General features: G+C 55.0%; 11 protein-coding genes and 1 pseudogene. 5 read left to right on the top strand and 7 right to left on the bottom strand.

The features are described 5' to 3' along the window. Nucleotides 1-13 precede the first annotated feature (13 nt). Complete coding sequence (locus ERE07_RS19850) at nucleotides 14-901, bottom strand: LysR family transcriptional regulator (protein ID WP_130010771.1); 888 nt, start codon at nucleotides 899-901, stop codon at nucleotides 14-16. Nucleotides 902-1,023: 122 nt separating this feature from the next. On the opposite strand from ERE07_RS19850, the gene ERE07_RS19845 reads away from it, so the two are divergent. Continuing rightward, entirely contained in the window at nucleotides 1,024-1,638 is a 615-nt protein-coding gene (locus ERE07_RS19845) for a glutathione S-transferase family protein (protein WP_130010770.1), read from the top strand. 28 nt (nucleotides 1,639-1,666) lie between these two features. Next, nucleotides 1,667-2,077, top strand: a complete 411-nt coding sequence (locus ERE07_RS19840; RefSeq protein WP_130010769.1) for a VOC family protein — start codon at nucleotides 1,667-1,669, stop codon at nucleotides 2,075-2,077. A gap of 250 nt (nucleotides 2,078-2,327) precedes the next feature. Here the strand turns inward: ERE07_RS19840 and ERE07_RS19835 are convergent, their stop codons facing one another. After that, nucleotides 2,328-3,443 carry an enolase C-terminal domain-like protein gene (locus ERE07_RS19835; protein WP_245153803.1) on the bottom strand — a complete coding sequence of 372 codons (1,116 nt, stop codon included), beginning with the start codon at nucleotides 3,441-3,443 and terminating at the stop codon, nucleotides 2,328-2,330. Between the two features lie 158 nt (nucleotides 3,444-3,601). Here ERE07_RS19835 and ERE07_RS19830 point away from each other — a divergent pair, with 158 nt between their 5' ends. The 3 genes from ERE07_RS19830 (at nucleotide 3,602) to ERE07_RS19820 (ending at nucleotide 6,435) form a co-directional block, all read left to right on the top strand. After that, on the top strand, nucleotides 3,602-4,264 hold the full coding sequence (locus tag ERE07_RS19830; protein ID WP_167671014.1) for a FadR/GntR family transcriptional regulator: 663 nt from the start codon (nucleotides 3,602-3,604) through the stop codon (nucleotides 4,262-4,264). Between the two features lie 140 nt (nucleotides 4,265-4,404). Then, a complete protein-coding gene (locus ERE07_RS19825; RefSeq protein ID WP_130010767.1) occupies nucleotides 4,405-5,334 on the top strand; it encodes a ketopantoate reductase family protein in 930 nt (309 codons plus the stop codon). A gap of 120 nt (nucleotides 5,335-5,454) precedes the next feature. Further along, nucleotides 5,455-6,435 carry a tripartite tricarboxylate transporter substrate-binding protein gene (locus ERE07_RS19820; protein WP_130010766.1) on the top strand — a complete coding sequence of 327 codons (981 nt, stop codon included), beginning with the start codon at nucleotides 5,455-5,457 and terminating at the stop codon, nucleotides 6,433-6,435. Between the two features lie 266 nt (nucleotides 6,436-6,701). Here ERE07_RS19820 and ERE07_RS19815 read toward each other — a convergent pair whose 3' ends face one another. The 5 genes and pseudogenes from ERE07_RS19815 to ERE07_RS19795 all read right to left on the bottom strand — a co-directional run bounded on the left by ERE07_RS19815 (nucleotide 6,702) and on the right by ERE07_RS19795 (nucleotide 12,130). Continuing rightward, nucleotides 6,702-7,181 (bottom strand): nuclear transport factor 2 family protein, encoded by a 480-nt coding sequence (locus ERE07_RS19815; protein ID WP_130010765.1) that lies wholly within the window; start codon nucleotides 7,179-7,181, stop codon nucleotides 6,702-6,704. Between the two features lie 3 nt (nucleotides 7,182-7,184). Next, entirely contained in the window at nucleotides 7,185-7,793 is a 609-nt protein-coding gene (locus ERE07_RS19810) for a TetR/AcrR family transcriptional regulator (protein WP_130010764.1), read from the bottom strand. A 158-nt stretch (nucleotides 7,794-7,951) separates the two neighbouring features. Then, nucleotides 7,952-10,135, bottom strand: coding sequence for a TonB-dependent siderophore receptor (locus ERE07_RS19805; RefSeq protein ID WP_425330999.1), 2,184 nt, complete (start codon nucleotides 10,133-10,135; stop codon nucleotides 7,952-7,954). Nucleotides 10,136-10,763: 628 nt separating this feature from the next. Continuing rightward, nucleotides 10,764-11,840, bottom strand: a pseudogene (locus ERE07_RS19800) (type II toxin-antitoxin system HipA family toxin); the annotation flags it as partial. Beyond that, on the bottom strand, nucleotides 11,837-12,130 hold the full coding sequence (locus tag ERE07_RS19795; protein WP_130010762.1) for a helix-turn-helix domain-containing protein: 294 nt from the start codon (nucleotides 12,128-12,130) through the stop codon (nucleotides 11,837-11,839). The pseudogene ERE07_RS19800 and the gene ERE07_RS19795, both read right to left, overlap by 4 nt. Between the last annotated feature and the right edge of the window lie 146 nt (nucleotides 12,131-12,276).

Genomic DNA, 12,276 nt, shown 5'->3' with positions numbered 1-12,276 from the left:
GGCTCCTTCTCACTTATAGCGATAATCCCCGCAGATGGTGCTTCGCGGCCTCAATGAAAGCACGCACATTCGGGTGATGCTTGCGTCCACTCTGAAACAGCAATGAAATCGGAAGCGCCGGTGCGGTATCGTCGGCCAGCAGTCGCTCGAGTCGTCCCGCAGCCAGTTCATCGGCGACTTGATAAGACAGCGTCCTAATCACACCAAACCCTGAGACCGCAGCCGAAACGGCCGTCTCCACGTTATTGACCGACAATCTTGCGGAGCGACCGAAACGGCGGATCTCGTCCAATCCCCATCCGCGATGTGGGCCAGCCTCGTCCTCGATCCAGATCACATCATGAAGGCGTAGATCGGACAAGGAGGTCGGCCTGCCATGTGTTGCAAGATAGGCGGGGCTGGCAGTGAACACGCGCCTAACCTCTCCGACTCGTAGCATGTGAAGCGAACTGTCAGGCAGGTCAGCGATGCGGACAGCAACATCAATGCCCTCTTCAACAAGGTTAACGACACGATCAAGCAGCAGAAGCCGGATCTGTAGATCGGGATGCAGCCGCAACAGCTCAACGACAACGGGCTGAATATGCCGGCGACCGAACATAACTGGGGCGGTCACCGTCAGGGTACCATTTGGCGCCGACTGGTGTCCCCGGACGATATCGAACGCCTCGTCGATCTCGGCTATGCCTGTCCGGCATCGTTCCAGAAATAGCGCGCCTTCGTTGGTCAGTCGCACGCTGCGTGTCGTACGCCTTAACAGCTGCACACCGAGACTTGATTCGAGCGCGGCGATCGTCCGCGAAACGGTCGTCGGCGACAAATTCAGCCGCCGCGCCGCTTTGGCAAAGCTTTCATGCTCGGCCACACTGATGAAGGTTCTCAGCGTCCGCAATCTGTCCATTGCCTCCTGGCTCCTCTTGATTGATATCAATCCCCGCAATAGTGAAATGCCAATCTAACGGATTGTCTCATTCTTGGGCAGCAGACAGAATGAATGTATCGTTAACAAGGAGAACATTCGTCGTGAAACTCTACCATTACGCACTGTCGGGGCACGCGCATCGTGCTGCCCTTTTTCTCTCGATCGCTGGCGTTGCCCACGAGCTGATCGAAGTTGATTTGCCCGCTGGCGTCCATAAGCAACCGGCGTTTCTCGCATTGAATGCGTTCGGCGAAGTACCAGTGCTTGACGACGATGGCGTCATCATTGCGGATTCGCTAGCGATCCTCGTCTATATTGCGCGCAAGATAGGACCTTCACATTGGTTGCCGACCGAACCGGCGGATGAGGCACAAGTGCAGCGTTGGCTTTCGGTGGCAGCTGGAAAAATCGCCTATGGCGTTGGCGCCGCTCGGCTCATCACCGTGTTCGGTGCACCGTTCAACGCAGACGAAGTTATCGGGCGCGCCCACGCCACACTGGCCATCATGGAACAGTCCCTGGAGGACCAGCGCTGGCTCGCGAGCACAGAGCAACCCACTATCGCAGACATCGCGCTTTACAGCTATATCGAACGGGCGCCCGAAGGGAACGTGAGCCTGTCCAGCTATCCGCGAGTCCTGGCTTGGCTGCGTCAAATTGAGGCGCTGCCAGGGTTCATTCCCTTTCAACGTACGCGGGCCGGACTGGAAGCCTGATCTGCACTTTTCTATCGGAGTGATCAACATGAACTTTGACACATTACGTCTCGACCATATGGGTATCCGCGTTACGGATCTCGCGATAGCGGAGGCTTTTTACGCTAAGTTGGGATTCGTGCGCGACCCCGAGGAATATGCCCCAGCGGTTAAGGCCTGCGGGCTCGTGCATCCTACCGGCTTACGCATCCATTTAATTTATAACGGTGAGCCTGCAAGCGAAGGCAATGTGCTTCTTGATGCCCCGGTCAAACTTCCCGGCTACACGCACGCCGCGTTTATCGTCGACAGCATGGATGAGCTGGCGGCATGGTTCGCTCGCGAAAACATCCAGATCAGCGAAGGACCTGTCATGATGGGCCAGGGCCGCCGCAACGTCTGTTTTATCCGTGATCCAGACCTGAATGTACTGGAGTTCAATGAGATACTCATCCGCTAGAACGACGCCGTGACACCGGCGTTAACAGTTGGTGTCAGGGGGTGATCCACCCACGAAACAGGCCGTCAAGTTCGCTTGCTCTGCCAATTTGGGGCGATGGCGCGGTGCGCCAAGGCCTCATTGGTCCGCTGTCTACAAACCGTAAGACGATGCCCGAGAGCCGATCTCTCCTCACTGCTATCAGCGAGATTCATTGTCTGGTGTAGGCGTTTAAGCGCGACCAGCAGAGGGTAGGCCTGTGATTCCAATCTCAGTCAGCCGTCCAGCGTTTTACTTCTGGCTCAGACCATTCCAAACCAAGCCCGGGCCGCTCTGGTGGAGTCACGACACCATCGATGGCGGATAGCGGTTCGAGCAGCACAGCATCCGCCCAACTGACGTACTCTAACCAATGGGCATTCGGAGTAGCAGCCAATAGATGGACACTAATTTCCGGAAAAAGATGCGAAGAGACGGGGATGTCGTGAACCGCAGCGATGGCGGCCGCGCGCAGCCAGCCGCTGACACCGCCGATGCGCGCGACATCCAGCATCAGATAGTCTGTTGCGCTCTCCGCCAACACGCGATGCACCGACTCCGGACCATCCAGGTTTTCACCCAGTTGAATAGGCGTGGTTAGGCTGCGGGAAATCTGCGCGTAACCAGACACGTTGGAATGACAGATTTGTTCCTCTAACCAGTAAATATTCAGATCTGCTAGTTCGTGTCCACGTTGAATCGCCTCGGGTACCGTTAGTGCCTGGTTGTAATCGACCATGAGGTCGGTATGACTCCCGATCGCATCGCGCACTGCACGGGCTACCTCTATATCCTTGCGAGCTTCGCGATGGCCCAAGCGTAGTTTGATAGCGTGATAGCCAGGCTCGAGCAGCTTCTGTGCTTCGGACGCAGCCTCGTGAGCAGGCATCAGGCCCAACCCATCGCTGTTGTATGCTGGGATGGAACGTAATGGAGCCCCGAGAAATCTTGCTAAAGGCATATTGGCAGCGACCGCCAGAGCATCCCATAGAGCGATATCCAAGGCGGCCAGCGCCATGCGAACAATTCCCGTCACGCCCAGTAAGGCATAACGTCTGGAGAGCAGCTCACCTACTTCCAATGGCACTACGGCATGGCCACGGACTAGATCGACGGCTTCTTGCAACACGCCAGCGATTGCCTTTGCCCCGCTGTCACGATAGCAGAACAGGTAACTTCTGCCGATGATGCCTTCATGAGTTTGTAGGTCTACAAGTAACAATGGCGCTGCAGTTACCACTGCTGCGCTGGTGCCGAGCGGGAATCGCATCGGCGGCTTGACGAAACGGAGCTTGATGCCAGCAATATGGAGCCTTGGCATGGTGGAGGGAGATGGCGACCGTTGCATGCGAACCTCTGAAATGATTGGTATCTTTATGGTACTCCAATAAAACCAATTTGCCTATAACGGATATAATGGTTAGCCAATTTATGTATTCTGATGCGACTCAATTCCGGACGAGCGCCTCATGTATTCAATAGCCGATGCTTAGTAAGGGAGAAGGCATGATCAGCAACGATAATTTACGAACAGTGCGGCGATATTTACTGGATTTAAATGCTCAAGCGGGCGCGAAATTGCCAACCGAACGGGCACTGGCGCAGGTGCTGGAGCTGAGTCGCGGCGCAGTTCGGGAAGCGCTTTCTGTAATGGAGGCGGAAGGGTATGTCGTACGAAAAATAGGCAGCGGCACATATATGGCACCTAAAGGTGGTAGCGATTCTTCCGGGATAACCTCATCGCTGGACGCTACGCCACGCCAGATTATCGAAGCGCGTGTGGCCTTCGAGCCTAATATTGCAGGCCTTGCCGCGATGAATGGCCGTAAACAAGACATGGAGCGGCTAAAGGAGTGTGCCGAGGCCTATCATCGTGCCAACGACTTCGACTCTTATGAGATCGCTGACCGGGATTTTCATGCTGCCATTGCGGCAGCGACCCACAATCCGGTGCTGATCAGCGCTTATCAGGCGTTTACAGAGGCGTATGCTGCCGCTGAATGGGGCGGATTACGCCAGCGCTTTCTGACCAAAGAGCGTCGTGTTGAATCCCGTCGAGAACACGATCAAATTTTGAATGCAATTCGCAATCGTGACTCAGAAGGAGCGACAGCTGCGGCACGACAACATTTGCAATACGTCATAGCGGCTTTTCTCAAAGTTTCCTAGCGGCGACCCAAACCCTCATGTGTAACCGTCCGCCTGGAACCGGCCAAATGAACTCACTCATAAAAAATTGACAGCGCTACTTGGTCCTACCATAATATAACCATTTGTTAAAGTGGTTAACCATTTGGTGGAGGAAATCCATGAAAATTGCTGTTATTGGTTCCGGAGGTTTAGGAGGTTTTTACGGGTTCAAACTAGTACGTGCTGGGCACGACGTCACTTTCGTCGCCCGGGGCGCACATTTGGAAGCAATGCGGACATCGGGGCTGCATATCGAGAATGAGTCCGGTGTTGTGGAATCGCTGTCCAGCGTAAAAGTGACCGATGACATCCTCAGCCTGAAGCAACCGGATTTGATTCTGATTGCTGTGAAGATGTGGGATCTGGAGGCAATCGCGTCCCAAATTAAGAAGATTACGGGACCGGATACGGCGATCCTGTCTCTTCAGAATGGCGTGATCAAAGACATCCATCTTAAGCGAGCCTTCGGAGAAAGCGCCGTCATGGGTGGTGTGGCTTATGTGGCTACATCTATTGGTCGTCCGGGTGTCATCAAGCAGGTCGGCCCCTTGCAACGTATCCGGGTGGGTGAATACGGCGGACGTAGCACAAGACGCTCTCGAGAGCTTGTCAACGCTTTCGCTTCCACGGGGGTGGATGCCCTACTGGTCGATGATATCGAGCGCGTGCTTTGGGAAAAGTATGCCTTCCTCGTCGGCCTATCCTCTATGACTTGCCTGACGCATCTGACCATCGGTCCTGTGCGGGAACATGAAAATAGCCGCGCCCTTTTGCAAACCATTTTCAATGAGGTGGTCGCACTCGGTCGTGCACGTGGCGTAAGCCTTCCCGAGGATTACGCAAGGCAATGTATGCAATTGGCCGATGACGTCGATTATTCCATGACGTCATCTATGTATCACGATCTCGAAAAAGGTAACCGGCTGGAATTGCCATGGCTAAGCGGAGGTGTCGTTTCGTTGGCCCGAGAAAACAGTATCTCCGTTCCCGCTAATACCTTCGTCACTCAAGTTCTGGCGCCGTATGTAGACGGACGCAAGCCAGTTTAGAAGTCAAAAAGTTTTTTATCGAACATGTAGGACAGGATGTGTTTAGGAAATACCGCAGGGTCGACGATAGATGGCCGTGGCGGAAACTTAATGAATGCAAATCTAGACTTGGAGGTTCGTATGTATCAATTTCATAAACGGCTAGGAGCTCTTTTCTCCACTAGTCTTTTTCTATTTGCTCCCTTCGCGCAGTCTGCGGATTACCCTGAGCGCCCCATCACCATGATTGTTCCGTTTTCGGCGGGCGGGCCGAGTGACAATGCGGCGCGTTCACTTGCTGAGGCCTTGCGTCAAAATATGAGCCAGACAATCTTAGTCGAAAACAGAGGGGGCGCGGGAGGTACCATCGGCATCAGCTATGCCGCCAACGCTGCGCCAGATGGCTATACCATTTTGCAAATGCATGCTGGATTCACTACAGCGCCGTCTCTGTATAAAAAACCTGGTTACGATGCAAAAAATAGTTTTGATCCTATTGGGCTGGTGCTGGATGTCCCTATGACCCTGATTGCGCGATCCGACTTTCCGGCAAACAATATACAAGAGTTGGTCGATTATGTTAAAGCGCATCCGGATGACGTGACTATAGGTAATGCGGGAATTGGCTCGGCGGCGCACCTATGCGGCATCATGCTTTCCAGGGCCATCGGTGTCGATATTCTGAATATCCCTTACAAAGGAACTGGTCCAGCCATGAACGATTTGTTGGGTAAGCAGATCGATCTCATGTGCGATCAAACCACTAATACTACCCAGCATATTCTGGCCCATACAGTCAAGGCATATGCGGTGACCAGCCCGCAGCGAATGCCTGCCTTGCCAGAGCTGCCTACCATGACAGAAGCCGGTTTCAAGGATTTTGAAGTAGGTATTTGGGTTGGATTATGGGCACCTAAAGGCACTCCTGCTCCAATCTTGGATAAGCTGGTAGCGTCCTTACAGGCAGCAACAGTAGACACCGCATTTACTGAGCGAATGAAGAGCATGGGTGCAACAGTGCTGGTGGATGATGCAAATCCGGAGGCGTTAAGCGCCAAGGTCGACCAAGAGCTGGTCAAATGGGCGGAATTGTTTAGGAAGGCGGGCGTGGAGCCTCAATGATATCTGCTGCAGCTTAATTCTTGCCAACCGTCCTAATTGAATGACGTTGTTCTGCAGTATGACTGAGGCGGTGTGAAGAACGGCGTCATGAAACGCTCTGGGTTTTAATTGCACCTCGAAAGTTGGATAGGTACTCAGCTTTTGAGGTGTTTTTCTTGGACTGCGCAAGAAACCCAGCGACTACCGCGCGCAGTCCAAACCATCCGTGTTGCGACGCATGTGGCGAGCGTAGCGCTCGGCCCGCCATATATTGGTTCCGTCCGAGATTACAACCCTAGCTCGGATAGCCCTGGGTGGTCGTCGGGGCGTCGCCCCAAAGGCCAGTGAAACTTGCGCTCGGACTCTTTGATCGGCATGTCGTTGATAGATGCATAACGTCGGCACATTAATCCGTCGGCGCCGAATTCCCAATTCTCGTTGCCGTACGACCGGAACCAGTTGCCCGAATCATCGTGCCATTCATAGGCATAACGAACAGCTATGCGGTTACCGCCAAATGCCCAGAGCTCTTTGACGAGTCGGTAATCCAGTTCTTTGGCCCATTTGCGCTCGAGGAATGCCTGAGCCTCTTCCCGGTTGGTGGCGAACTCGGCCCGGTTGCGCCATCGGGTGTCCAGGCTGTAGGCCTTCGCTACTTTTGCAGGGTCGCGAGTATTCCAACCGTCCTCCGCCTGTCGAACTTTCTGTATGGCGGACGCTTCAGTAAACGGAGGTAGTGGCGGGCGAGTGTCGTTGGTTGGCGACATAGATCATTCCTTTGTTGTGAGAGGTGAATGTCCGGATTCGCGCAAAGATGTCTGCATGAGTTGGCAGGCTGCACTGTGCGCGGCTTGTGCGGCTTGCACACCGCTGAAAATCATCGCGTCAGCAATAGCGCCATTGATGAGCATTAAGAGTTGGCGCGCCAGCGAATCTGGGTCGCGATAGCCTCCTGCGCGTGTCAAGTCTTGCAGATATGTCAGTAGCCGCTCTTTATGCATGCGCGCGACTTGGCGTATCTCGTCGTCCGGATCGCCAATTTCACCTGCTGCGTTCAAGAAAGCGCAGCCATGGAAATCTGGCGTTCCAAACCATGACTCCAATGCCGGAAACATGGAGAGAATTCGCTCGTACGGATGCGCCGCCACGGAGGTGGCCGCCACGAACCATTCCATCCAACGTACATGGCGGCGGCGCAGTGTAGCAGCGACAAGTTTTTGCTTGGTCGAGTACCGGGTATAGATTATCTTGCGTGCCACGCCCGAGTGCTTGACGATGGCGTCCATCCCCGTAGCGTGGATACCATTCGCGTATATCAACTGTTCCGTGCTGTCCAGCAGCGCCGCTTCCATGTCTGAGAGCTTAGAGTTTGAGGCCATAATTTATTGAGAACGATCATTCTCAATATAGTACAGCCTACATACTGAAGCGTCAATCGCCGCCTCGTCGTTAACCAGATTCTCCGACAACGCGCACGCCAGCATGGATGCGCCGGCGTGCGCGAGCCTTCCTCTGCGGAAAGCGTTCAGGCATGGCTTCAGAACTGATAACGCAAGTTCGCCATGATATTGCGAGGCTCGCCCCATGTGTAGGTGCTGTACCAGCTGAATATGGTGTAGTACTTTTTGTCGAGTAGATTGGAGACCTTCAGCGTTCCAGACAACTGCTTGGTGAAGTCGTAGCGGGCCATCAGATCGACCAGCAGCAGATCGTCTACGGTGTGCTTGACGGACTGTCCGTCGGGGGCCGAAATCATGCCCCAGGTCTTGTCCTGCCAACGCGCGCCTGCGCCAAGTGTCAGGCCCGACAGTTGCCCGCCCAGCTTGTAGCTGGTGAACACGCTGAACTGGTTGGCCGGTGTCAAGGTGCTGACGCGATCACCCTCTTGGCGCGACACGTTGTGCGTATAGCCGGCGCTGACCTGCCACGCAGGCGTCAGCTGTCCCGACAGCTCGAGCTCAAAGCCTTTGGTCTTGACCCCTTGCGCCGCGCGATAGGCCACGCCCCCTGAGGGCGTAGTGCCGCCGCTCTCGATACCGAAATTATCCTGCTCGAGCTGAAAGATCGCGGCCGACGCATTCAGGCGTCCGTTGTAGAACGATGCCTTGATCCCCGCTTCGTAGTTGTTGCCTTCGAGCGGATCCAGCGTCTTGCCTTGCTCATCCTGTAACGATTGCGGGCTGAAGATGCTGGTGTAGCTGGCATACGCCGACCAGTTATCGTTCAGGTCGTAGATGATGCCCAGATAAGGCACGAACACGCCCGACTCGTTCATATTCTGAGCCCTGCTGCGATAGGTGGCCCAGCGCCCGCCAGTGATCAGTTTGAGGTCGTCGCGCAGATTCCAGCGCGCGGCGGCATACAAACCGCGCTCCCGTGTGGTTTCGTCGTCGGTGTAGTCGGGGCCGCCTGGCCACGCGGGCGCGGGTACGTTGCCCTGCCAGTTGTAGTAGTCCGTGACGCTGGTGTTGTAGCCAGGCGCATTCCAGTAACCGTCGTTCTTCCACCGGCTTTCAGAAATACTTGCGCCCACGACAAGCTCGTGCTCGCGTCCCGCAAGGCTGAACGGGCCGCTCAGATAAGTATCGAAGGCATTGCTCTTGGTCTCGCCGATGTATTGGCCTATCCACATCGAAGTGCCGGAGCCGTCGGCGGGATTGGGGAACCCGCTGGCTGCCGCGCCCAGGTTTGCGTCGTAACCGTTGATCTGGTGATTGAACTGGGCCTTGGCCACCCAGTCGTTGGCGAACGCATGTTCCAGCGTAACGAACGCGGTGCGGGTGTATTGATCCCAGTGACTGAAGTTGGCGCCGTTGTTGAACGAACGCGGCATGTCATTGAACTGGCTGTTCGCGTTCAACAGGGGGATGCCACCCCAGGTGGATGCCTTGGGCTTGTTGTCCTGATAATCGAAGCCCAGGGTCAGTAGTGTGTCCGGGGTGAGGTCGGCCTCGAGAATGCCATAGAACACCGATGTTTCGCGCCCGTACCGATCCAGATGAGAATTTTTGTCCTGATAAGCCACGACGCCCCGACCCCGTAAGGTACCGCTCTCGTTCAGCGGTCCGCCAACGTCGACCTCGCCCCGATAGTCGTCCCAGCGGCCCACGCCGGCCGAGACGTGGCCGCGGAAGTTGCGTGTGGGTTTCTTGCGGATCAGGTTGATGGTGGCGCCCGGCGTGCCGCTGCCTGTCAGCAGGCCGGTGGCGCCCTTGAGCACCTCGATGCGGTCGTAGATTGCCGTGTCGCTCAGGGTGTTGCCCGCCGAGTAGGCGGAATTGCGTGTCATGGGTATGCCGTCATACTGGAAGTTCTGGATGGCGAACCCCCGCGCATAGTATTCGGTGCGCTCGCTATCATAGGTAACGACACTGATGCCGGGTGTGTATTCCATGACATCGTCGATGGATGTCAGGTTGAAATCATCCATTTGCTGGCGCGTGATCACGCTGATGGACTGGGGTGTTTCGCGAGGGGTCAGCACCAGCCGAGTTGCCGTGGCGATGGCGCCGGGCGTGTATAAACCGCTGTCCTCGGTAATTTCGCCGAGTTGATTCGCGTTGATCACCACTGCATCCAGTTGCACTGCCTCGTCAGCGGGCTGTGTTCTGGTTTTCGGCTTGGCGCTCTGGGCCTGCGCCTGCTGGGGCGCTGCGACGAGCGCGAAAGCGATTGAAAGCACCAGCGTAGTCAATGCGCCCGACGGTAGGCGCCTTGCCACATAAGCTGTATTGGCTTTACGTGTATGTACAGTATGCTCGATCACTGAGACCTTCCCTTTCTCTATATTGTTTGTTCTGAGCGTTTATTCGGGCTTGGAAGTCCCAAAAATGTTCGAACGCAACGCCCTTCCCCTTCTTGTCGGAATTGGCGAGCAGACACAAAAATCCCGATCAAAAAGCCCTGGCGATTATAGAACGATAATGAGATTTATTATTATTGTTGTTCTTGTTCATCCAGAAGGGGCGCATTACAACGATTTTTTGCTGAGGGAAGTGACGACTTGTTGTTTGTGGAGATGTGTGCCGCCAAGCGTTTCTATCCCGCAACGCTTGACGAGGCTGTGAATACACCAGAGTGGGCCAAGCCAGCGCTTGAGGTGGCTTTTGTGTTGGATCCAGGGGGCTAGCGCAAACCACGTGCTCCGCTCAAGTACCAGCGGCCTGCTCCAGTTTTCTCGACACTTCACGGAGCGTATCCGCAGCCGCTTCGTTGATCTCGCGCATGCCATATGACCAGAGTTCGAGCATGCGCATGGCCTGCGGCCCAAAGCCCGCATCTGGATTCTTCTGCTGGAACGCCACTACTTCTTGCGCTGTGTTCAGAAGCGCCTGGGTCATGCGTTTCTTGTACTTGGACTGATGGGCTGGCGAGATGCCGCATACGGCGCCCAGCCGCTTTAATTCCGCACCGTTGAGCCAGCGCTTGCTGCCGCGAAAAGTGAGAGCAAGCGTATCCATGGCATCGCCATGATCATGCCTCGGCGCATATGTGGACATAGACAACATGTCATAGACTGGGGCCAGAGCGGGCGGATGCTCGGGGCCATAGAGCAGTCCAAAGTTCTTCAAATGCGCATCACCGTTGCGTATGGTGTTGCACAACAAATACTGCGCATAAAACTGCTCGCAGCCTGCAAGCGCGAGCTGTCCCGGACAAAAGGCGTGTATGGTCTTGATGACGCGTTCGACCGAACCACTGAACTTGAGTCTTGCGGGCTGTCCTGTTAGCGCACACATGTCTTCAAATCCCAGGGGCTTGCCTGTCGGGTCGATATCGAAGCGTTCGATCAACAGCCTGTCAAAATCGGGGGACAGGTAAGTTTGCGGTACGGGCAAGCCCATCTTCCTGGCAGCCATCATGCCGAAGTGCTCGAGCAATACGATCGTAGGGCGATCCGGGTCGTTCAGTTTTATCACCCAGTTGCGAAGAGTGAGCGTGCGGCTTGCCCCTTCAACGGGTTCGGTAGGGCTATGGGCAAGAAATTTGAGGAAGCCGCCGGATATGCCGGGACCCTCATGGTCCGAGCCCAAGTAATGCGAGGTTATTTCCCTCAGGTCTTGAGAAAGCAGAGATGTCAATGACTGATGCATGCTTGTGTGGGTGGGCGTGACATCTTGAAGCACCGCCTGTACTTGACCAATAAGGCTCTGTCCGACGACGCTGAGCAATTCCATGTCGTCGAAGCGATCAAAGAACTTACTGAAGTTGCGTTCCAGAGCTTGGCGAAGCGTCCCTTCAGGTAGTGACACCTGGAATATCGGAAAGAGGAAGGGGCTCTCCCAACTTTTGGTGCGAACCGGCATGAGAAGCGACACCGCATGGTTTTGGGGGACGCCTGGCAGATAGGTGAAGATGAATGACGTAATGTCTATCTGTTCGAGTACGCCGACTTTCACCCCTTGAACATAGATATCCAGGATCATGGCTTTGGCCTCCTGTTCTTTGAGGCCATTCTGGCGGAGTTTTCCGCATAGACATCCTCTAGCGTGGGTGGGTTGTAGCTTGCGTCTTCGACCCGCAGATCCAGATCCAGGGCTTGCAGCAATCTGCGCAACGTGGATAGGGTGCAATCGCCCCCAGCCTCTATGCTCACGAGCGCGCGTCGGCTCACCCTGGCGAGCTCAGCCAACTGAGCCTGGGTAATTTTTCGTTCCTTGCGAGTGGAGACCAATTGCTCAAGGATTGGGTCTACGGTGTGATCAAATTCCATCATTTGTGAAGTATACCGCACAAAAATGGAAATCTAAACCTAATTGTGAGGTTAACTACACTATTACTGATCATGGAAAAATGCGCAGCGAGCAGCCTGAACATATCAATGTTCGCTAATTTCCTGACTAAAAACCTGAGCAACCCATT

Source organism: Allopusillimonas ginsengisoli (assembly GCF_004153455.1).
GTDB classification, from domain to species: Bacteria; Pseudomonadota; Gammaproteobacteria; order Burkholderiales; family Burkholderiaceae_B; genus Allopusillimonas; species Allopusillimonas ginsengisoli.
This window is presented reverse-complemented; position numbering and strand designations above follow the sequence as displayed.

Excerpts from the sequence above, each read along its gene's own strand:
- ERE07_RS19830 (WP_167671014.1), top strand. The coding sequence starts at position 3,602 with ATGATCAGCAACGATAATTTACGAACAGTGCGGCGATATTTACTGGAT.
- ERE07_RS19850 (WP_130010771.1), bottom strand. The coding sequence starts at position 901 with ATGGACAGATTGCGGACGCTGAGAACCTTCATCAGTGTGGCCGAGCAT.
- ERE07_RS19820 (WP_130010766.1), top strand. The coding sequence starts at position 5,455 with ATGTATCAATTTCATAAACGGCTAGGAGCTCTTTTCTCCACTAGTCTT.
- ERE07_RS19825 (WP_130010767.1), top strand. The coding sequence starts at position 4,405 with ATGAAAATTGCTGTTATTGGTTCCGGAGGTTTAGGAGGTTTTTACGGG.
- ERE07_RS19840 (WP_130010769.1), top strand. The coding sequence starts at position 1,667 with ATGAACTTTGACACATTACGTCTCGACCATATGGGTATCCGCGTTACG.
- ERE07_RS19795 (WP_130010762.1), bottom strand. The coding sequence starts at position 12,130 with ATGATGGAATTTGATCACACCGTAGACCCAATCCTTGAGCAATTGGTC.
- ERE07_RS19815 (WP_130010765.1), bottom strand. The coding sequence starts at position 7,181 with ATGTCGCCAACCAACGACACTCGCCCGCCACTACCTCCGTTTACTGAA.
- ERE07_RS19810 (WP_130010764.1), bottom strand. The coding sequence starts at position 7,793 with ATGGCCTCAAACTCTAAGCTCTCAGACATGGAAGCGGCGCTGCTGGAC.
- ERE07_RS19835 (WP_245153803.1), bottom strand. The coding sequence starts at position 3,443 with ATGCAACGGTCGCCATCTCCCTCCACCATGCCAAGGCTCCATATTGCT.